The organism is Chroococcidiopsis cubana SAG 39.79 (assembly GCF_003991895.1).
Classification (GTDB): Bacteria; Cyanobacteriota; Cyanobacteriia; order Cyanobacteriales; family Chroococcidiopsidaceae; genus Chroococcidiopsis; species Chroococcidiopsis thermalis.
Map to the genome: position 1 here is coordinate 24,942 of NZ_RSCK01000001.1, position 20,145 is coordinate 45,086.

At 49.6% G+C, this 20,145-nt stretch carries 19 protein-coding genes and 1 pseudogene; 1 reads left to right on the forward strand and 19 read right to left on the reverse strand.

Annotated elements, in window-relative coordinates:
* Nucleotides 1–7 precede the first annotated feature (7 nt).
* The 11 genes and pseudogenes from DSM107010_RS00135 to DSM107010_RS42775 form a co-directional block, all read right to left on the reverse strand.
* Complete coding sequence (locus DSM107010_RS00135) at nucleotides 8–1,000, reverse strand: FAD binding domain-containing protein (RefSeq protein ID WP_127022024.1); 993 nt, start codon at nucleotides 998–1,000, stop codon at nucleotides 8–10.
* Nucleotides 987–1,802: a 2Fe-2S iron-sulfur cluster-binding protein gene (locus DSM107010_RS00140; protein ID WP_127022027.1), complete on the reverse strand. Its 816-nt coding sequence runs from the start codon at nucleotides 1,800–1,802 to the stop codon at nucleotides 987–989. The genes DSM107010_RS00135 and DSM107010_RS00140 overlap by 14 nt, the downstream gene beginning before the upstream one ends.
* A 111-nt stretch (nucleotides 1,803–1,913) precedes the next feature.
* Nucleotides 1,914–2,777: a (R)-mandelonitrile lyase gene (locus DSM107010_RS00145; RefSeq protein ID WP_127022030.1), complete on the reverse strand. Its 864-nt coding sequence runs from the start codon at nucleotides 2,775–2,777 to the stop codon at nucleotides 1,914–1,916.
* A gap of 84 nt (nucleotides 2,778–2,861) precedes the next feature.
* Nucleotides 2,862–3,608: an SDR family oxidoreductase gene (locus DSM107010_RS00150; protein WP_127022033.1), complete on the reverse strand. Its 747-nt coding sequence runs from the start codon at nucleotides 3,606–3,608 to the stop codon at nucleotides 2,862–2,864.
* Between the two features lie 117 nt (nucleotides 3,609–3,725).
* On the reverse strand, nucleotides 3,726–4,478 hold the full coding sequence (locus DSM107010_RS00155) for a carboxymuconolactone decarboxylase family protein (RefSeq protein ID WP_127022145.1): 753 nt from the start codon (nucleotides 4,476–4,478) through the stop codon (nucleotides 3,726–3,728).
* Between the two features lie 85 nt (nucleotides 4,479–4,563).
* Nucleotides 4,564–5,547 (reverse strand): aldo/keto reductase, encoded by a 984-nt coding sequence (locus tag DSM107010_RS00160; RefSeq protein WP_127022036.1) that lies wholly within the window; start codon nucleotides 5,545–5,547, stop codon nucleotides 4,564–4,566.
* Between the two features lie 630 nt (nucleotides 5,548–6,177).
* Nucleotides 6,178–7,104 (reverse strand): FAD:protein FMN transferase, encoded by a 927-nt coding sequence (locus DSM107010_RS00170; RefSeq protein WP_199755326.1) that lies wholly within the window; start codon nucleotides 7,102–7,104, stop codon nucleotides 6,178–6,180.
* Between the two features lie 37 nt (nucleotides 7,105–7,141).
* Nucleotides 7,142–8,323, reverse strand: a complete 1,182-nt coding sequence (locus tag DSM107010_RS00175; protein ID WP_199755327.1) for an aldo/keto reductase — start codon at nucleotides 8,321–8,323, stop codon at nucleotides 7,142–7,144.
* 87 nt (nucleotides 8,324–8,410) lie between these two features.
* Nucleotides 8,411–9,262: an aldo/keto reductase gene (locus DSM107010_RS00180; RefSeq protein ID WP_106167118.1), complete on the reverse strand. Its 852-nt coding sequence runs from the start codon at nucleotides 9,260–9,262 to the stop codon at nucleotides 8,411–8,413.
* A 13-nt stretch (nucleotides 9,263–9,275) separates the two neighbouring features.
* Nucleotides 9,276–10,334, reverse strand: coding sequence for an NAD(P)-dependent alcohol dehydrogenase (locus DSM107010_RS00185; protein WP_106167116.1), 1,059 nt, complete (start codon nucleotides 10,332–10,334; stop codon nucleotides 9,276–9,278).
* A 29-nt stretch (nucleotides 10,335–10,363) separates the two neighbouring features.
* Nucleotides 10,364–10,753, reverse strand: a pseudogene (locus DSM107010_RS42775) ((R)-mandelonitrile lyase).
* Between the two features lie 307 nt (nucleotides 10,754–11,060).
* On the opposite strand from DSM107010_RS42775, the gene DSM107010_RS00195 reads away from it, so the two are divergent.
* On the forward strand, nucleotides 11,061–12,035 hold the full coding sequence (locus tag DSM107010_RS00195; RefSeq protein WP_106167114.1) for an AraC family transcriptional regulator: 975 nt from the start codon (nucleotides 11,061–11,063) through the stop codon (nucleotides 12,033–12,035).
* 370 nt (nucleotides 12,036–12,405) lie between these two features.
* Here DSM107010_RS00195 and DSM107010_RS00200 read toward each other — a convergent pair whose 3' ends face one another.
* The 8 genes from DSM107010_RS00200 to DSM107010_RS00225 form a co-directional block, all read right to left on the reverse strand.
* A complete protein-coding gene (locus DSM107010_RS00200) occupies nucleotides 12,406–13,080 on the reverse strand; it encodes a hypothetical protein (protein WP_106167111.1) in 675 nt (224 codons plus the stop codon).
* Nucleotides 13,067–13,231: a hypothetical protein gene (locus tag DSM107010_RS38040; protein ID WP_158631706.1), complete on the reverse strand. Its 165-nt coding sequence runs from the start codon at nucleotides 13,229–13,231 to the stop codon at nucleotides 13,067–13,069. Before DSM107010_RS38040 ends, DSM107010_RS00200 begins: the two co-directional genes overlap by 14 nt.
* Nucleotides 13,232–13,442: 211 nt before the next feature.
* The gene (locus DSM107010_RS00205) at nucleotides 13,443–14,090 is read right to left on the reverse strand and encodes a hypothetical protein (protein ID WP_106167109.1); all 648 of its coding nucleotides are present in this window, start codon (nucleotides 14,088–14,090) and stop codon (nucleotides 13,443–13,445) included.
* A gap of 28 nt (nucleotides 14,091–14,118) precedes the next feature.
* On the reverse strand, nucleotides 14,119–14,562 hold the full coding sequence (locus tag DSM107010_RS39230) for a TniB family NTP-binding protein (protein WP_199755328.1): 444 nt from the start codon (nucleotides 14,560–14,562) through the stop codon (nucleotides 14,119–14,121).
* Entirely contained in the window at nucleotides 14,550–14,822 is a 273-nt protein-coding gene (locus tag DSM107010_RS39235; RefSeq protein ID WP_199755329.1) for a TniB family NTP-binding protein, read from the reverse strand. Before DSM107010_RS39235 ends, DSM107010_RS39230 begins: the two co-directional genes overlap by 13 nt.
* A gap of 21 nt (nucleotides 14,823–14,843) precedes the next feature.
* Nucleotides 14,844–17,360 carry a Mu transposase C-terminal domain-containing protein gene (locus DSM107010_RS00215; RefSeq protein ID WP_127022039.1) on the reverse strand — a complete coding sequence of 839 codons (2,517 nt, stop codon included), beginning with the start codon at nucleotides 17,358–17,360 and terminating at the stop codon, nucleotides 14,844–14,846.
* Between the two features lie 65 nt (nucleotides 17,361–17,425).
* Nucleotides 17,426–18,793, reverse strand: a complete 1,368-nt coding sequence (locus tag DSM107010_RS00220; RefSeq protein WP_106167106.1) for an IS4 family transposase — start codon at nucleotides 18,791–18,793, stop codon at nucleotides 17,426–17,428.
* A 550-nt stretch (nucleotides 18,794–19,343) separates the two neighbouring features.
* Nucleotides 19,344–20,117 (reverse strand): SDR family oxidoreductase, encoded by a 774-nt coding sequence (locus tag DSM107010_RS00225; protein WP_106167104.1) that lies wholly within the window; start codon nucleotides 20,115–20,117, stop codon nucleotides 19,344–19,346.
* Nucleotides 20,118–20,145: the final 28 nt, after the last annotated feature.

Consider the following 20,145-nt stretch of genomic DNA (forward strand, 5'->3'; position numbering starts at 1 on the left):
TCCCTACTTACGCAGCACCGCCCGTCATCGCTCGCTGCAAAGCGAGAACAATGGCGCGTTTTCCAAGTTCGACTTTATAACCGTTATGTTCGAGCGGTTTCGCATCTTTCAGAGCCGCTTCGGCAGCCACTTTGAATGTTTCTTCTGTCGCAGGTTTTCCGATCAGAACTCTTTCCGCTGCGGCTGAACGCCAGGGCTTATGCGCGACGCTTCCCAAAACAACGCGTGCCTGTTTGATGTTGTTGCCTCTTATTTCTAAAGCAGCAGCCACGGCAAGCAGTGCGAAAGCATATGAAGCGCGATCGCGAACTTTTAGGTAATAAGACTTGTTGGCGAAGTTATTCCTCGGCATTTCGATAGCGACGATCAATTCTCCATGCTGAAGATTGTTATCTTTTTCCGGCGTGTTACCTGGCAAGCGATGAAAATCCTGAATCGGGATTGTGCGTTCTCGCCCGTTCGTGCCACGAATCCTCACGACCGCGTCAAGCGCATAAAGCGCATTCGCCATATCGCCTGGGTAAGTCGCCACGCATTTGTTGCTATAGCCAAAAATGGCATGAATGCGGTTAAGCCCCTGAAGCGCTCCGCATCCGCTGCCAGGCTCGCGTTTATTGCACGGCATAGCGATGTCGTAAAAATACTGGCAACGGGTGCGTTGCATTAAATTTCCTCCGTTGGTCGCCATATTACGAAGCTGCGCGGAGGCACCAGCTAAAATCGCCATTGAGAGCAGCGGGTAATTTTGCCGGACGAGCGCATGGTTAGCCGTGTCAGTATTTTTGGCTAACGCGCCGATAGAAATTCCCTTCGAGGTCGAGCTAATCTGCGTCAGATTCAAACCTGAGATGTCAACAAGTTCGCTGGGACGCTCGACGTATTCTTTCATCAAATCAATCAAATTTGTCCCGCCTGCCAGAAACTTTGCCGTTTGATTAGCGGAAACGGTGCGAACGGCGCTTACCGCATCAGTTGTGTTTGAATATTTAAACGATTTCATTGGCTTTGCCCTCATTTAATGCAACGGCAATTTCTTCATTGGTCGCGAAATGCCAGGTCTGGGCTATATCGCGCCCAGAATGAACTTCTCTGACTGCCGCAACAATTCCTGGATACGCACCGCAACGGCAAATGTTACCGCTCATGCGTTCTCTGATTTCTTCCTCAGAGAGTTCTAAATTCTGGGCGCTCGTCCGCAAATTGTTAGTGACGTGACTCGCGTCACCGTTTTTGGCTTCCTGCAGAAGCGCCACCGCGGAACAGATCTGCCCCGGCGTGCAGTAGCCGCACTGGAAGCCGTCGTGTTTGATGAATGCCACCTGCATCGGATGAAGATTGTCGCCATCAGCCAGCCCTTCGATGGTCGTCACCTCTTTCCCCTCGCAGCTCGCGGCAAGTGTCAGACACGAAAGCACGCGGCGTCCATCAACGATCGCCGTACAAGCGCCGCACTGTCCTTGATCGCATCCTTTTTTGGTGCCGGTCAATCCCAGTCTTTCGCGCAGGACGTCGAGCAGTGCCGTGCGCGAATCCACTTCTAGGCGTTGGGTCGAGCCGTTGATTTTCAAAAGGACCATTACGGCGTTTTCTACCCCAGCGTTTTGGGCGAACACGGCGTCGGGCGCAGCGGCGAGTGTAGCAAAGGCTTTCTCTTTAGCCAGCAGGTGGAAGGCGAAGGTGCCGAGTGCAGCAGCCATACTTTGCCCCAAGAATTTGCGGCGAGCAGCACCGACAATACCGAGTTCGTCGAGTAGTGTTTCTTCGTCCCTACTCAAATCTTTCTGTTCTTGATTATCGTCCATGATTCTCCTTGCAACATCCTCGAACAAGCCCTGGACAAGTATTTGTTTTTCGCACCGACTCTTCTAACGGTCTGCATCCACCGAAGGTGCCCAAGCGCCTTCACTTGGGCATCATTTCTTCTCGAAGACTTCCTTAGCTACGGAAATCGCAGTTACTGCGTTCGGCCAGCCTGCATAAAACGCCAGGTGGGTTATGGTCTCGATCGACTCGTCCTGCGTTACGCCGTTTTGGCGCGCGAGGGCGAGGTGAGATCGAAGTTGGTCGGGACGGTTCAAGGCAATCAGCGCGCTGACGGTTGCCAAGCTGCGATCGCGCTTTGAAAGCTCGGGACGTTCCCAAACATCGCCAAATAACACGTTGTCGGTAAGCTCGACTAACTTGGGGGCGATGTTGCCGATCGCTCTTTGGGCTGGTGTTGGTTGTACACTGCTCGTGGTAGAGCGTGCCGACGCATCGGACGACTCTGGCGGACGGACTGGCGCATTGTATTGTTCGTCGCTCACCTGTTCCATCCAGTTCACGACCCTGCCATCGAGATTTTCCTGGATGGCAATATGGGTCATGGCTGTGGTTGGTGTAGCACCATGCCAGTGTTTCACTCCTGGCGGAATCCAGACAACATCCCTAGGTCTGATTTCCTGAATTGGACCGCCCCACTGCTGAACCAGTCCAGATCCAGCCGTCACAATCAGGGTTTGCCCCAACGGATGGGTGTGCCATGCCGCGCGTGCGCCAGGCTCAAACGTGACACTCGAACCAGACCCGCGTGCCGGATTCTGTGCCTGGAACAGGGGGGTGACGCGGACAGAACCCGTAAAATATTCGGCTTGCCCCTTGGTAGAAGGCTGCGAACCGCTTCGCCTAATCTGCACTGTTGGTGCGCCATCACCCGACGAGACTTGTGTCTGTCCTGCATGGGCGAATCCTAAAACAAGCAGAGAAACTAACATCAGAGTCATCGCGAGTCGTTTCATTTGCATCTCTCCATCACCTTTTCTATCCACTCGGCGGTATTGCCGCAGCAATCGTTTGTTTCGCGATTCAAGGTTGGAATTATTTTATAGCGCCTGGCTCGTGGGTCGGAACAGGACTTCGTTCACATCTACGTCTTCTGGCTGGCTCATGGCGAAGGCGACCACCCGTGCAAATGAATCAGCAGGAATCGCCATCTCCTTATAGAACTTGTGGATGCGATCGGCCGTGTCCGGATCGGTCACGCTGTTCGGCAACTCTGTAGCAACCGCGCCGGGTGAGATTACTGTTGTCCGGATATTGTAGGGCTTCACTTCCTGGCGCAGCCCTTCGGATAAAGCCCGTACAGCGTGCTTGGTCGCCGCATAGACCGCGCTGCCGGGTCCAACCTTGTGACCCGCTACAGAGGAGACATTGATGATATGCCCAGCTTTCTGCTGCTTCATATACGGCAGCACAGCAGCAATGCCGTACAGCACACCCTTAATGTTCACATCGATCGTCCGATCCCATTCGTCGATTTGGAGGCGTTCAAGGGGTGCTTGCGGCATCAGCCCAGCATTATTAATCATCACATCGATCCGCCCGTAGGTTTGAACGGCTGCATCGACCAATTCCTTCACCTGGTCACGGTGAGTCACGTCTGTAGTAATGGCAAGTGCCTTGCCGCCGTTGCGGGTCAACTCGTCTGCTAATGACTGGAGGCGATCGACGCGCCGTGCCCCCAACACCACGATGGCACCCTGTGCAGAGAGAAGCTGGGCGGTTGCTTCGCCTAACCCACTGCTCGCGCCCGTGATAGCGACGACTTTTCCTTCGATGTTGTTGCTCATAGAATCTCTACTGGGTTTTCTCTTGTCTGCTGAAGCGTGTGCGGAAGTCGGAAATACCTTTGAACGTTCCTGTCACAAACGCCACTTTGTATGTCAACTCAATCGTTAACATCGTCATTACTTCGTTGCCACTTCGTTTAGGCATTGCAACGCATTCAGGGTTCGTGGATATCCCACCCAGGGCAACAATTGTGTAATCAGATCCAGCAGGGTATCTTTACCGTTTCCGACATTTAGGTTGCCTTGAATGTGACCCTTGATTTGGGATTCAACCCCGCCTAGAGCAATGAGGACAGATAGTGTGAGCAGTTCCCTGACACCGATGTCTATGCCATTGCGGGTGTAATAATCGCCAAAGCAATTGGCAGACAGAAATTTTTGAATGTGCAGTTGGTCTTGGGGCGATCGCTCATACATTTGATCGATTATCTCGCCGAATATGGCTTTTTGTACTGCCAAGCCTTCATCGTAGCGTGTTTCCGGGCTGGCGATCGATTGCCCTGCCAAAGGTAATTGAATGCCTTTGCTAGACAGCACTTCATTCGTGGCATGAACGAAGTCAAATGCTTTCGCCATCCCCACATAGGGTACTGCCTGATACAAGATCTCCTTGACTTCAATCGGCGTTACTCCAACATTGAGCGCAGCGCCCACCATAACTTTGTATTCGCTGACTGCTTGGCTGCCAACGATCGATGCCAGAATCAGCATCACCCTGGTCTTGGTATCCAGCTTGCTCAGCGCAATGACTTCATCGAAGGCGAAGTTGTCAAAGATTTCGATCAGTTCGGGGTCGGTAACTTTCAGGGTCGATTGGTGGTTTGGAAAGAGTTCCTCATGACGTTTATGTGCTGCTTCACTGATTCTCATAGAAGATTGAGTTTTGTCCTGCTGCGGTGTATTGGTCATACGCACCTCCTTTTTTTTGTCATCGTTCTGTGGTTAAGGATTCCGTTTATAGTCCCGTTCGCTTTTCCAACTCTTCTGGATAGCGATTGCCTGCCACTTTAATTCGTGTCAATGCCTCATCGATACTCTGCAACTCGGTTTGTGTAAGTTCGATGTTTGCTGCGCCAATATTTTCTTCCAACCGATGCAGCTTGGTTGTACCTGGGATTGGTACAATCCAAGGCTTTTGTGCCAGTATCCAGGCAAGTGCGATTTGCGCTGCGGTTGCTTTTTTCTGGTTCGCTACCTGTTTCAACAAATCCACCAAGGACTGGTTAGCGTCGAGCGCCTCTGGAGTAAACCGGGGAACAATGCTGCGGAAGTCGGATTTGTCGAATTTTGTGTCTTTGCTGATACTGCCCGTCAAAAAACCTTTACCTAAAGGGCTGAACGGCACAAAACCAATTCCCAATTCTTCCAGGGTAGGCAACAAGGCTTCTTCCGGTCGCCGCCACCACAAGGAGTACTCGCTTTCAACCGCAGTTACTGGTTGAACGGCGTGCGCCCGACGAATAGTTTGTACTCCCGGTTCTGACAGCCCCCAATGTTTGATTTTGCCTTCACCAATCAAATCCTTGATAGTTCCGGCTACGTCTTCGATCGGCACTTGGGTATCGACGCGGTGCTGGTAGTACAAATCGATCGCATCGGTCTGCAACCGCTGCAGCGAACCTTCTACGGATTGTCGGATGCTGGATGGATGACTGTCCTGCACTTGCTTGCCGTCCTGTAACTTGATGCCGAACTTCGTGGCAATGACGACGCGATCGCGGTAGGGTTTGAGTGCTTCGCCCACTAATTCTTCATTCGTGAATGGTCCATACATTTCGGCAGTATCGAAGAAGGTGACACCACGCTCCACGGCGGCTTGCAGCAGGGAGATGCTTTCTTTCTTTTCGAGGGTATGACTGTAGGCATAGTCCAGCCCCATGCAGCCCAGACCGATTGCCGAGACTTCTAAATTACTATTTCCAAGTCTGCGTTTTTGCATTGTTTTTCTCCTTTGATGTGTTACTAGTTGGCACGCATTCACGTCGTCCGTCCTGTCTGGCTGGTGGCTGTGAAACGTCACTTCGGGGTTGTCGCCCCTATCTACGGGACTGCTCCTTAATCCGTTGGATCGCGGCGTTGAACCCGTTGGGGGTGCCGCTGGAACCTGCGAGTCGCCCCACTCTCACCTCGTCGAGCGGTCTACCGACCACCTCTGCCGGAACCGCGTCGGCGAAACGTTCCTGGTAGTCGAGTGAGGTCGGATCTGTGGCATGGGGAGTGACCTCGACGGCAGTGATGACGTTGTTAGATAGGGTGGCGGTCACGGTAATGGATGAGGGGAGACTTCCGTATTGACCAGTCGCAGTGTATTCGCCATCTGCGTACGAGGAGTCTTGACTCGATGCCGATCTCGGACGGGTAACAACGGTATTCGGGGCAGATGTCGGACGCGCGGCTTCCCTATCCACAGCCGCACATCCGGCTACGAGCAGAGCCACAGAAATCCATGCTATTGGGACTTTCATCCTCTTGCTCAGTAGTCTAGTCATACCTTTTCCTTTACTTTGTAAGTCGTGTGGCTTGCTCATGTGTCACCCTGTTGGCTGTGTTTCTGCTGAGAAATGCGCGTTCACGAGAAGAGCTTGCCGTCGAAGTTCTGTGAGATTTCGGCTCGACCATCAGCAAACATCCGCACGTACGAGAACCTAAAGACCTCTGCCAAACGATCCGCCCTTGTGAAGAAGAGCGCTGTCGCTAGTCCATCGGCGATCGCGGCATCATCGGCAACAACCCACGTCGCAACCACATCTCGAACTGGGACACCAGTCCGGGCATCAAGCACGTGGTGCAGACCGTCGCCCCAAGCGCGTTTGTTGACCGCAGAGGCGCACAGGGCACGATCTTGCAGATTAGCAACACCGATCGCCAGCAGCGGGTCGAATGGGTGCTCAAGCCCAACTCGGAGGCTGGACTCACCCGAATGGCGCATATCTCCGCTACCATCGACAACGAACTGGGTGAATCCGGCTTCGCGCAGGATCTCAGAGATAATATCCACGAGGTAGCCCTTCCCCACCGCGCCAACGTCAATTACAAGTGGATACCATGTGACGATCGATGTGCCGTCCCGCAGGACATCCTTCGACCAAGTCGCTCTCCCCCAAGCGTATGCCTCGGCACGGATGAGGTTCGATGCAGGCATGAGCGAATACGTCCGGTCGTAGCCGAGGAGTTCGAGATCCCGTCCAACAAGCGGGTCTACGGCACCTGCGGTCGCTGTATGGAGTCGGTCATAAAGATCGAAGAGGGCAAGCGAGTCATCGGGGAAGTCGAAACAGCCCCCCTCAGAGGCGGCTACCTGAGACACGAGGGAGTCCGGACGGAACCGCGAGTACGTGGTGTCGAACGCTTCGATCCGCCTGAGAATTCGCTGCTGCAATTGCCGTTCCAACGGCTCAAGAGTCTCGATCTCCCATTGCGTTCCGGTAGCGTCGAACGAAAACATGGATTTGCTGACACTGTCCGCTGTGTAGGTTGTGTAGTTGCTGGTGTTCATGGCTGCGGAATTGAGATCGTGCGAGGAATTGGAACGTTTAGGGCTTCGAGGGCGCTTCTACACCCGAAAAGACCAGCACTTCGTTTGGGAGACGTGCCCCGCGAATCTGGATCGCCGAAACCGATCGGTTCAGTTCGGCGAGTTCGGCAGACGTGAATTGGACGGTTACCGCGCCAATGTTCTCAATCATGTGCGGCATCTGTGTCGTGCCGGGAATGGGGACGATCCACGGCTTCTGTGCTAGGAGCCACGCCAGCGCGACTTGGGCAGGAGTGGCTTGTTTCCGCACAGCCCAGGTTTTGACTAAATCCACGAGCGCCAGGTTGTGCGGCAGATTTTCGGGCGAGAACCGGGACTCAACGCCGCGAATGTCACCGGGAGCGAACCGCGTTTGGGCATCAATGGCACCCGTCAGGAAACCCACGCCAAGCGGACTCCACGGAACAAAGCCGATGCCCAGTTCCTCGCACAGAGGGATTACCACTTCTTCCGGTCCACGCCACAGCATCGAATATTCATTCTGAACGGCGCTCACGGGCAACTCGGCATGAGCGCGGCGCAACGTGTTCGGTCCCATCTCGGACAGACCCCAGTGCAGAACCTTGCCTTGCTCCATCAACTCCTTGACTGCGCCAGCGACATCTTCAATTGGAACCTGTGGGTCAACTCGGTGCTGGTAGAGAAGATCGATGCGATCGGTGCGGAGGCGCTTGAGCATACCCTCGACGACCAACTTGATACGATCGGGGCGGCTGTTGAGTCCCGGACGACGCTTGCCAGTTTCGAGGTCGATGTTCCAGCCGAACTTCGATGCGATCGCAACCCGATCTCGGAACGGAGCCACACCTTCGCCCAAGATTCGTTCCACCTCATGCGGACCGTAAGCCTCCGCCGCGTCGTAAAAGGTGACACCCCGGTCAAAGGCTGTCCGAATGATGTTGAGCATCTCAGAACGGGTGGGAATGGTCTGTTGATAGGTGCGGCTCATGTTTTGAACACCAAGACCGACGGCAGAGACTTCCAGGGTGCCGAGCCTGCGCCGATCGCCGAGCGTGGATTGCGGCGGTGTGCTGGCACCCGGCGTGTTCTGGTTCTGCGCCCGCGCCCTGTTGCGAGGCAGCAATGAAGTTGCAGCCAACGCAATGCCAACACCAAGCACTTGACGGCGACCGGGCAGAGCGAGTCCGTGTTTTCCACTTCGATCTTTTCGTTTTTGCACAATTTTTCCTTTAAGGGCAGTTAGCAGCTCTGCTATCGTTCGTTGTTAACCGCTGTCTGAGCCAAATCAAGCGGGAGCGCAGTGATTCTAAATGTCAAGTTTCATGGTACTCAACTGTTTCACCATTTCTGGATCGCGGTGGTCGAAGAAGCTACTCACCTTCGTATCCAGCGTTGCGATCGCATTCATATCTTCAGAGCTAAGTTCAAAATCGAAAATGTTGAAGTTCTCAACTATCCTTTCCTTGCGAACGGATTTCGGAATCGCAACTACTCCTCTTTGTGTCAGCCAGCGCAGAATCACCTGAGCAACGGTTTTCTGATATTTCTCGGCGATCGAAAGTAGTAGTTCATTGCTGAAAATGTTATTCTTACCTTCCGCAAAGGGTCCCCAGGATTCGATCTGAACCTTGTTTTCTTGCAAAAATTTTTGGGTTTCAATTTGCTGATTGAAGGGATGGGTCTCGATCTGATTGACCGCAGGAATCACTTCGTTATAAACCATCAGATCCATTAATCGATCGGGTTGGAAGTTGCTGACACCGATCGCTCGAATCTGCCCTTCCCGATACAATTCTTCCATCGCTCTCCAGGAACCGTAGACATCTCCATAGGGTTGATGAATCAAATAGAGATCCAGATAATCCAATTGCAGTTTCCTGAGCGATCGTTCAAAAGCCTTTTTTGCCCTTTCGTAGCCAGCATCCTGAATCCAAAGCTTTGTGGTGACAAAGATCTCTTCCCTTGCGACACCACTTCTTTCAATGGCTTTGCCAACGGCTTCTTCGTTACCATAAGCAGCGGCGGTATCAATCAAGCGATAGCCAACACGGATTGCTTCACATACGCTTCTTTCACACTCTTCGGTATCAGGAACCTGGTAGACACCGAAACCCAAAATAGGCATTTCAAGATCGTTATTCAATATAACTTTCTGCATTGTTTTTTTCCAGTTATTCAGATTTCAGAGATGCCATATCAATCACAAAGCGATATTTCACATCAGACTTGACCAGCCTTTCGTAAGCTTCGTTGACTTTTTGAATGGGGATGACTTCAACATCGGCGGTGATGTTGTGTTCGCCGCAAAAGTCTAGCATTTCCTGAGTTTCAGGGATGCCACCGATGTTTGAGCCAGAAAGATTACGGCGTGCCGCGATCAGACTGAATGCCGCAACATCTAGGGGATTTGGGGAAACACCGACTAGGGTGAGATTACCATCGAGGCGGAGCAGGTTGAGATAGGCGTTGATGTCATGCTTGGCGGCGACGGTGTCGAGGATGAAATCAAAGCTGCCAGCGTGCTTCTGCATCTCGTCAGTATTGCGGGAGACAACCACTTCATCAGCACCAAGGCGGAGCGCATCTTCCGTCTTGTCAGGCGAGGTGGTGAAGACGACAACGTGAGCACCGAAGGCACGGGCAAACTTCACACCCATATGTCCCAATCCCCCCAGACCGACCACGCCAACTTTCTTGCCTTCGGTGACACCCCAGTGACGCATGGGTGAATAGGTTGTAATTCCCGCACAAAGGAGCGGTGCAGTCCCAGCGAGAGCGAGGTTGGTGGGAACCCGCAGAACAAAGCGTTCATCGACGACAACGCTATCGGAGTAGCCCCCATAGGTAACGCCTCCAAGGTGCTTATCTGGAGCGTTGAAGGTGAGGATCTGATTCGGGCAGAAATTCTCAAGACCCGCTTTGCAATTTGGACAGGTACCATCCGAATCAACTAAACAACCGACTGCCGCGAGGTCACCGGGCTTGTACTTTGTCACTGCCGAGCCGACCTGGGTGACACGACCCACGATTTCATGACCGGGAACGATCGGATAGGTCGTGGGCAAGAATTCGCTCCACTCGTTCCGCACTGAATGCAGATCGGAGTGACAAATACCGCAAAAGAGGATTTCGATCTGTACGTCATGCTCGGTTGGATCGCGCCGCTCGATCGTAGTGGAAGATAGCGGTGATGTTTCACTGACTGCAGAGTAAGCTTTGGTGTTGTACATGAATGCTCCTATTTGTTTACTTTTGCCGCCTAGTACTGTTCGTCGCTGACCTGTTCCATCCAATCCACGGTCTTGCCGTCAAGCTGTTCTTGAATAGCGATGTGTGTCATCGCTGTGGTGGCTGTAGCACTGTGCTAATGCTTCTCACCAGGGGGAAACCAGATCGCATTCCCCAGACGAATTTGCTCGATCGATCCACCCCATCGCTAGACAAGACCGCAGCCAACCGTGACGATCGGGGTTTGTCCCAACGGGTGAGTGTGCCATGCGGTTCGAGCACCTGGTTCAAACGTGATACTGGCACCAGACGTGCGGGCTGGATCGTGCGCCTCGAACAGGGGGTCAATGCGGACAGTGCCAGTAAAATACTCGTCCGAGCCTCTGGCGGAGGGCTGTGAGCCACTTCGTTTGATATCCATTTCTTAATTCCTTCACGTGATGCCCTGCACGATCGTTATCCCAAGGGTAGAGACTAAGCACTTATCACCTCCTCTATCATTAGGGATGCAATTTTTTCAGAAGCAAAATTAGCCTTGATACCTTGCATGATTGTCAGTAGGCAAATCTCTTGCCCAATCAAAACTGAGTTTTCTCTTAAATAAAAATCTATAATGCATACAAGAAGCCAGAATTGCTTTTCATTGCCTTAGCTTCATTCTACGAATCCTAAAGGACAAGCAATAGAACGATCGTCTAAGATCTTTGTACAATCCTACAAACTTAAAGATGAACGCTACTAAAACGAATGAAATGTCTGATGCGAATTTAATGAACGATCGGCAAGCAAAGCGTGAGGCAGACCAAGCGCAAGCCAACCGAGACGAACTGACTCAACGGATTGCCCAGGCGATTCATCATGATGGGAAAATTGAGCCACTGAAAGGATTACACTTCAACCGTGTCTCCTCAGTTGCGGAACCCTGCCATAGTGTCTCTATGCCTGCTTTTTGTGTGATTGCTCAGGGTAGCAAAGAAGTGCTTCTGGGTAGCGATCGCTATCAGTACGACCCAATGCGTTATCTCCTGGCTACAGCCGAACTTCCAGTTATCAGCCAAATTCTGGAAGCGTCCAAAGAAAAGCCGTACCTTAGCGTTCGCCTCGATCTCGACCCTGCCCTGGTCGGTTCAGTCATGGTTGAAGCAGGTTATTCCTCACCCCAAAGGGGTGCCAGTGTCAAAGCGATCGACGTAAGTCCACTGGATGCAAATCTATTGAACGCTGTAGTGCGGCTCGTCAGGCTTCTCGACTCCCCTGCTGAAGCTCATGTTCTAGCTCCCCTGATTAAGCGGGAAATCATTTATCGACTCCTAATGGGAAAGCAAGGGAATCGGCTTCGTCAGATTGCAGTTTTGGGAGGCTACACCCACCACATTGCTAAAGCAGTCGAGCGACTACGTAAAGACTTTAACCAACCGCTGCGGATTGAAAGCCTTGCACGAGAGCTTGGCATGAGCGTCTCAGGCTTCCACCATCACTTTAAGGTTGTCACTGCTATGAGTCCTTTGCAGTTCCAGAAGCAACTGCGACTCCAGGAGGCTCGCCGTTTGATGCTGGGGCAAAATCTCGATGCGAGCAGTACCGCCTACCGCGTGGGGTATGACGATGCCTCGCACTTCAACCGAGAGTACAAGCGGCTGTTCGGTGAACCACCGATGCGCGATGTGGAGCGGCTGCGAGAAGTTGCGTTTGGAGACCGCTAGTTCAATATGATTCCATCAATATCTACGGGCTACGAGCGCTATCAGTTCAACCAAAAGCAAGTTAGGGGTTTATTCCGAATAAAGTGGACAGGCGCGGCTTTATTGCGGAGGTTTCCTCCGCAACCGCTCGCTTGTCTTCATCATTTACGCGACCAAATCTATATATATTATCTAGAGAGGACAACAAGCCCTGTCCACTTTATTTTGAATAGGATGCTTAGGAAGAAACAGCAACCCCAAGAGTCACGCTAGCCTGGGTTTGGGTCTTAACGACCAAATTTTTTCCTTTGCTAAAACTAAGCTTAATCGCAGCCAGGTGAAGTTGCTATCAACCAAAACAGCCTGAGTGTGGAGGAATTCTATTCCGACATTATCGCAAAACCCAAACATGCTTGGTTTGATAAAATTCCCCGCGTTGTTCGAGCGCGAATCCATTGTGCAGCAACCCCAGCCAGACCTGCACCAGCGGCATTCCCAACGACTGCACAAGCTTTAGCAATGGTACTGCCTGCTTGTGCTGATTCAACCACGTCGCGATCGCTGCCCCCCACTGGGAAACATCCTCTTCGTGCGAGACGGCAATCGCTTGTCGGTATGCCGCTTCTGGAGCGACGATTTCTAGATTTTCTAGCGCCTCAATTAGTGTCTGGGGTTCCACGGAGGCAACGATCGATCGCGTCCGCTCGACATCCCACAATTGCGGTGTTTTACGCGGCAGATTGACTAATGGCTCGATGTACTGCTCAAAGTCAATTTGCATTGTTTGCCGCACGTAGTGGTCGAAGGCATTTGATGGCATGACTGGTCCATCATGACTCGTCGTGGCTTGGATTTCCTCGAACGCCCGGAGCGATCGCGCTTCAAACAGCTCGGTAATCCGTACAATTGCCTCGCCTGCTACCTGCAACTGTCTAGAACAATCGAAATCGACGATCGCTGCTTCCACTTCTTGCCACAGCGAAGCTAAATTCGCGTCTTCAGGCTCAGTCATCGCTGCTTGGATCGCATCCCATAGTGGGAGATCCAGCCATTCAACCTGCTGCATGAATCGCCTCCTGATGGTAAATGCAAGGACGAATCGGACACATCTGCGGGTCAAGCCGCTCAAGAGATGCAAACTTGCGAATGCCGTATTTGTTTTCTAATAGTTCCAGCAGCTTCTTCACTGTAGAAAATGGAATGATTTGGGATCTCAATTCATATCTAACTGTATCTTGACAATGAAACCGTCAAAATTAAGGTATAGCAAAGCTTTCATCCTTTGGAGCAGCTAGGAGTTTCGGTAGATAAACATTAAAATAGAGCAAATCATTTGTTAAGTGTATCTAACTGTATCATTACAACTGTATCTAACTGTATCCTTAAGCGTATCTTCCTACTAAAGCCAGCGCACTGCTTGAGCAAAATTTAATATTGAGTCATGTAAATGGTGCGAGTGTTGATATCGTACACGATGCCGTCGGCACATATAAGCGGGGCTGATGGTCCGGTATTTTTCACTAATTGGTAAATATTTTCACTACCTAAAATTTCTGCATCACATCCTTCTACTAAGCGCAGAAAATTAGTTTTGTGCATTTGATAAACAAATTCTAGCACTACAAGTTCGCTAATTTCCGAGCAAATTAAGATCTGGGAGGCACTGAAAATATGTAAAATCCTCATACTTGTCCACGCACGATGACAAGAACGAATAAATTTCGGACGATGAAAGACTCGTCGCTGAGGTATGAGTGCATACGGAGCAGGAGGCTTGTATCCAATAAGAATGAACTTCAAGTCATTATAGTAGGAAGACTCTGGGAAAAATCGTGGAAGATCGCTATTTTCATCAACACGGCGTAAGAATCCTGCTTTCTCTAATTGAGCTAACAAGTTCACAGAATTAAGATCGTTTATCCGCACCCAAAATTCTAGTTGTTGGCAACTAAACTTATCAAGCCAAATATCACACCAAGGACGAGAGGAATAAAAAGTTTCAGGATTAATTAATTTAGCTTGATGTTGACGAGCACTTTTAGCTAATTTCTTTGTTGTTTTTGAACGTCTTTTCACACTAACTTGACGGCTGATTAAGCCACTGTTACATTTGTCTAGCTAGAAAAAATGGTCGGTCGCTCCATTGCTGATAACTTAGAGATTGCCATCTTTGAGCTTTGGTAAAAGCTTCAAGACGACTTAAGCCTACTGTGATTAAACGAATACTTCCATTTGAGGCATGATGTAGCTTGGCTAGCAGGTCTTGGTGAACTTCAATCTCACAGAGTTCTTTGGCTAGAAGCTGGGTGTCTTCAAAATCGCAAGGCTGAAACTCTACCCATTGAGAAGTGCGTCCAGAAATTTTCTTGCGACTAGCTAGTCGCTTCTCCATACCATTGATGCCAATTAACCACACAGGAAGTGCCGTTAGGTCGTGGATGTCTCGTGCCGCTTCTAGCATTTTCGGGTTATTAAACAGGTAGTCTGCTTCGTCGATGAACAAAGGACGCTGACTCAGTTTCATCTGTTGGACAATTAAAGCAAGCATCTTAGAAGGTAAACTAGGAGCATCTGTGATAGTTCTATCAGAATTTCCTGTAACATAGCACTGGGATTCCATACTGATGTCGCTCTAACATAAATGCCACTTTCTTTGTTAACTAACCAAGCAATAGCAGTAGTCTTACCAATTCCTGTAAAACCATAGACTAGCCCCATACGCGGAACCGCCGCAGAACTATCTTTCGATTCTTGAAAGGCACTAGAAAGGCTGATGATATTTTTGACTTTCACTAATTTGTAACGCATGAGATGCCTTCAAATTCAATATCAATAAATTTGTTCAGTAGATTGCACGGTGAGCGTTTTTGATTGTGATAACCAAGCTAAAAAGCGTTGCTGCTCGTGTTTATCTTCAATCAGAGCATTCAGCGTCCCCTTACCTGCGGCAAGTTGGATATAATGAGCTACAAATTCTCGTCGCTGTGCTGAAGCTTCTAGCCCTTTACTCCACGCATCAAATACCGCCATAAGTAATTGATTAGAGTCAACGGCAACAGGCTGTTTGCTTTGTTGCCTTGCTAGCCATGAACTGAAGCGATACTCTTGTTGCGAACAATCGGCGATCGCTCCTAAATAGCCTTTCCCCTGGGAAGACTCCAAATAAGTAGCTACTTGTGCCAAACTTTGGGCAGGAATTTCTGTGAGATCGCCTCCCTGCTGCCAGAACTCAAACAGCTTTTCTAATTGCATACTAAGAGCAATCGCTTGCTGCTGCCTATTGAGTTGCTCTGCCTCAACTGCTTCTAGTTGTGCTAGTTCTGCTTGGTATTGCTGGTCAGATATTTGTGGTTGCGTGTTCTGCGGTTCTGTTGATGCAATAGCCAGTGCGATCGCGCTCAGGGCTGGATAATCATGAAGATGAGACTGTACCAGTGGTAAGACTTCCTGCACATTTCCCAAAACTGATATTGGATTAGTAGCAATTTTGCGTAGCAATGACTGTCCGCGCTTGCAGGTTTGGTTAACTTGTTGCCTAATAAGTTCATAAGCAACAGTAGCTTGCCTGGCAATTTGTGCTAGGTCAATTTCTTTCGCCTCTCGCCAGAAAGCTTTACAAATGTATTGAGTTAAAGATGAAGACTTGTAGATATAGATATAGGTAAGGTCTTGAGGTGAGAAACAGACATAAACTCGTTTACCAATCCAGCCTCCTAACTCCCCAGCTACATACAATCGCCCGTTAACAGAAATACCTTGACGACCTACCATCCTCGTCCCGTCTTTAGTTGGTGCTGCCATCATCAAAAAATCTAGGTCGCGTGGATTACTAATTTGCGCCATTGACCAACCCTGCTCTGCGGCGGCGGTCAACACCTCTAGAGGCGACTTGCCTTCCAAGCCAATTCCAGGGCGACCGTGGGATCTTCGCTCATACCCAATGCACCAAGCATCGCACCAAGTTTGAAACTCCTCTGGCATCATTGCCAGTTCTACGGCGGTTTTGTTCCAATCTGGATTAGCTCTGATTGCTTGTCGCTCTGCAACGTTATGCCCCACAAAGCCAGGTAATTTTGGCAGATCGCGGTGTTGAAACGTGCGGTTAAATCGCTCAATAAAAGGCTTTTGTTCGGGGTGCCCTGGTAAACAACGTAAGTCATCAGTATGAATATCCAAATTGCTAAGAAATCGTTTTACTCGACGACTGAGATATTCTTTTCCCCAATCAGTGCGAACGCCTTCGGGAACTCCCCACTTAAGAATGGCTGCTGCAAGTAGCTGACAAACGGCTTCTGCTTTACTTGTATCTGATAGTAGCAGCATTGCTCTACGAGTAAACAGATCGATACAACCAATCAAGGAGTAACGTTTAACTTTTAGGTTTTGTGAAAGTTGACACTGATACTTGAGAATAAGATCGACGTTTAGGCTATCTATTTCCCAGACTTGATTGGGACGTACAACTCCATAGGAGCGCGAACCAAATGCAGGAGCCACCATTCCTTTAAACCGATCTGGCTGCATATACATTGACCACTTTTGTGGATTCTCTGCGCGAAATTGCCCGATCCACGAGCGCAGTTGTCCTAACGAGAAATCTTGGGATTCGTAACCAAACTCAAGTAACAAAATCTCATAGATTTGAATTGCTCCCCAATGTTTTCCACCTACAGCAATGCAGGTTTCGATCGCCTGTTTTAATTCTGGGTTAGAGTCAATTTTCCCTTTGCCTTTGCGATTGCCATAATTGCCACCTAGAGCCTGCAAGGAGTTTGCTGTTCTTCGGCACTTATTTTTTGCTTTGAGGGTAGAACGACTAATTTGGGGTACGTACTGGTACACCCAGTTAGCAAGCCGCAATTGCCTGTCGTTGTAAGCTTTAGCAAACTCTAGATCGCGTATTAATACACTGTTACAATTTGATGATTCGCACCAAGTTTCGTAAGCTTTGATGATTTCTAGCCAAGCATCAGTACGCTGTTCAACGAGTCCTCCTTTAGCTTTTACTTTAGGTGCTTGCTTATAAAGTTTTGATGGTTGATTATCAATTGTCTCAAATGCTATTGCTGAAGCTTCTGTAGGAGTTAATTTTCTAGATACAGATTCATTGCGTTTATTTGTTTCATCATCAGAATCATCATAGTTTTGGCAGATGCGATCGCTTTTATGTAGTGCAGCTTGAGTTTGAGCAGGTAGACTTTCATAGGCGTATTCTCGACCACCGCCCCGACCATTGCGTTGTTGAAAATGCCAACCTTCAGCTAAAGCTTTCCTCGTGATGTTTCCTCTATGTGAGGGTAGCCCTGGTAGCCCTGTTAGTTCTAAGGATGAGTACCACCGTTTCATGCTTGGGGTGTTGTGGAGAGGGTAATGATACGAATGGCACTAAGATAAGCGAAAAGGCTTATGAATCAAGCAGTTGGCAACTGCACAGCAGACTGATGTCTAGGCTGTTTCATTAATGGATAAGATTTAGGGCGGCGTTTACGGACTCGTGGTTCACTTCTTCCTGGGCGCTCGGGAACAGACTTGTGAACAATAACTTTTAGCAAAGTGCAATAAATTTGGTCGCGTTGTGTTAAAGTTGCGGCTAGTAATTCCGGAATAAAATTATCGAAATGATGGCGAGTTCCTTGCAAAGATAAGCGCAAGGGAGGCGTACCATAAGTATTACCAGCCGTCCACATTAAGGTACGGAGCAGATTATAGGCAAGCAAATAAATATAAAGCTCTTTGCGTACCATTTGAGGAGTTTTACATCGTAAAACCTCCATTCCCAAAGTTGTTTTTAAATGTTTTAAATTCAGTTCAACCTGCCATCGTTCACCATAAAGTTTCATAACTTCCAAGGCAGAATAAATTGTTGTATCCAATAAAGTAGTAATTAAACTCACTCGTTGAGTGCGAAAGCCAGGGATGATAATGTAATAGTAAATTTCTCGCACAGTCAAGCTGGGGGGTAAAGTCATAAATTCCGACTGACTCAAACCTGCGGGACATCTCTTCGGTTTATACCAAGTAACAAACTTATCGCTTGACCCAGTTATTTTACCTTTTTGCACGGCTGTTTTCCGAGATTGATGTTTACGAAATACTGCGTCACAACCAAGATTTTTAATGACAATCAAATCGGCATAAGCGCAAAAAGCCCTATCCCCTAAAAGCACATCTGAGGGATTGAGAAACTGATAGAGCTGACGAGCAAGTTTAATATCATGAGTGTTTAGAACATCGATACATAGGGCAACAGCGGCTCCAGTAGCTAAACTAAATACTACACCTATTTTTGCAATTGGAAACCCGCATCCAGGCTTTTGACTCTTTGGTTGCGGGTAAGCTTTTTGGTTTTCTACAGTGTCTGGCATTGAGACAGTTGAGCCATCTATTACTTTCACATGACGACTACACCACAAATGTTCTACTGTCACTTTCTCTTCTAAATCTCTTGCGACTTTGCCAAAGAGTTTTTGCAATAATTTTTCTGACAATCTCGCACGTGCTTGACAGTAAGCACTGCTATCGGTTGAAGGAATTTCTAATTTTTCACTTACCAAATAAGCAATGACTCGGCTCACTGCATTATGGCAGCTTTTATCAACATCCAAAACTTGAGATAGGAATGCCCACAGAGTCACGATTGGGTCAAACAATCGACGACGATATTTAATATTTAGCTCGTTCATCACTTGCTCAATTACAGATACTGGTAATAACTCTTCAAACGGTAACCCCAGACTTTGGCTAAATTTTTCCTTGAGGATTTTCACGCGATTTGTCACAGTAGTAGTTGTGTATCAGCTTATTCGTGTCGTCGATCAGTATTTCACGAACGAGTAAGCTTTTTCTACCTACGTAAAAAACTTGGAATCCCCTTGCATTGTCACTACGCTTATGCTCGGCGCTTGGCGATCTGCAATCCCTCTGACCTGTCTGCCTACTATAGAAATCTACAAAAGCCTGCAATGCCCTCTCTCGCCAGCATTTCACCTTATCTTAGTGCCATTCGGTAATGATACTTTGTTTTTCTCTGTAGATGTCGAACTGATATTATTCGCTACCGATCGAGCGCGCCGTTATCAGTCACCTTCTTTGCAATCGCTGCTCATCGTGGGCGAGTTTTCCAGCCTCGTGTTGCCTAGATTGCCATCGCTACACCGATTGACCCTAGCACATGAAAAAGTCTCAATGGTTTTGTCCAGAGCCACCTTCACGTCCTCGGTTCGCGTCACGTCGCACCGGACAGGGATTAATTGGGCTGAGAAAAGTACACATTGTGTTTCTGAGTCAATGTTCCATGAGCCAGTGCCAATACTGCTCTTAAAGTTTGGCTTATTGTGCGGTGTAGCCCCCATCGACCATGAGCGCGTGCCCGATGACGAAGGATGCTGCCTCCGAACATAGCCACAGGACGGGGGCGGCAATCTCCTCCGGCTGACCAAGTCGCCCGATCGGCAGGTCGCGTAGAAAGTCTTCCCTGGCGATCGACTCCCTATCCATCATGCCCATCACCATGGGTGTCTCGATCGTTCCTGGACACACCGCGTTGATGCGAATGCCGCGGGAGGCATATTCGAGCGCGGCGCTCTTCGTCAGACCGATCACGCCGTGCTTGGATGCGTGGTAGATAGCTCGACCAGGGATACCGATCAGACCGCCAATCGACGAGCAGTTCACGATGGTCCCGCTGCCCTGTGCGCGCATCTGGCGCAGCTCGTGCTTCATACAGTTCCAGACACCGCGCAGATTGATCGCGGTCACGCGATCGAAATCGTCGCCGCTGGTGTCCGCGGTTTCAACAGCAGGAATCATCACACCAGCGTTGTTGAACGCCGCATCCAGACGACCGAAGCTGGCGACCGTCTGCTCGACTATGGCTGCGACCTCAACCTCGTCAGCGACGTTGCAGCGGACGGCTAGTGCCCGGACACCGAGTTTCTCAATCATATGGGCTGTTTCTTGATTGCCCTCTTCTGAAATGTCAGCGACTACTACACTCGCGCCCTCACGGGCAAATGCCAGCGCTGTAGCTCGACCGATGCCGTTCGCTGCTCCGGTTACAAACGCAACCTTGCCCGCGAAGTTTCCATTCTCGTTCGTCGTCATTATTTTTCTCCCTCAATTCTTCACCTAA

Coding starts and splice junctions, on each gene's coding strand:
- DSM107010_RS00195 (WP_106167114.1), top strand. CDS start 11,061: ATGAACGCTACTAAAACGAATGAAATGTCTGATGCGAATTTAATGAAC.
- DSM107010_RS00150 (WP_127022033.1), bottom strand. CDS start 3,608: ATGAGCAACAACATCGAAGGAAAAGTCGTCGCTATCACGGGCGCGAGC.
- DSM107010_RS00170 (WP_199755326.1), bottom strand. CDS start 7,104: ATGAACACCAGCAACTACACAACCTACACAGCGGACAGTGTCAGCAAA.
- DSM107010_RS00200 (WP_106167111.1), bottom strand. CDS start 13,080: ATGCAGCAGGTTGAATGGCTGGATCTCCCACTATGGGATGCGATCCAA.
- DSM107010_RS00225 (WP_106167104.1), bottom strand. CDS start 20,117: ATGACGACGAACGAGAATGGAAACTTCGCGGGCAAGGTTGCGTTTGTA.
- DSM107010_RS00185 (WP_106167116.1), bottom strand. CDS start 10,334: ATGTACAACACCAAAGCTTACTCTGCAGTCAGTGAAACATCACCGCTA.
- DSM107010_RS00135 (WP_127022024.1), bottom strand. CDS start 1,000: ATGAAATCGTTTAAATATTCAAACACAACTGATGCGGTAAGCGCCGTT.
- DSM107010_RS39235 (WP_199755329.1), bottom strand. CDS start 14,822: ATGCGTTACAAATTAGTGAAAGTCAAAAATATCATCAGCCTTTCTAGT.
- DSM107010_RS00155 (WP_127022145.1), bottom strand. CDS start 4,478: ATGAGAATCAGTGAAGCAGCACATAAACGTCATGAGGAACTCTTTCCA.
- DSM107010_RS00160 (WP_127022036.1), bottom strand. CDS start 5,547: ATGCAAAAACGCAGACTTGGAAATAGTAATTTAGAAGTCTCGGCAATC.
- DSM107010_RS00140 (WP_127022027.1), bottom strand. CDS start 1,802: ATGGACGATAATCAAGAACAGAAAGATTTGAGTAGGGACGAAGAAACA.
- DSM107010_RS00215 (WP_127022039.1), bottom strand. CDS start 17,360: ATGAAACGGTGGTACTCATCCTTAGAACTAACAGGGCTACCAGGGCTA.
- DSM107010_RS00145 (WP_127022030.1), bottom strand. CDS start 2,777: ATGAAACGACTCGCGATGACTCTGATGTTAGTTTCTCTGCTTGTTTTA.
- DSM107010_RS39230 (WP_199755328.1), bottom strand. CDS start 14,562: ATGCTTGCTTTAATTGTCCAACAGATGAAACTGAGTCAGCGTCCTTTG.
- DSM107010_RS00180 (WP_106167118.1), bottom strand. CDS start 9,262: ATGCAGAAAGTTATATTGAATAACGATCTTGAAATGCCTATTTTGGGT.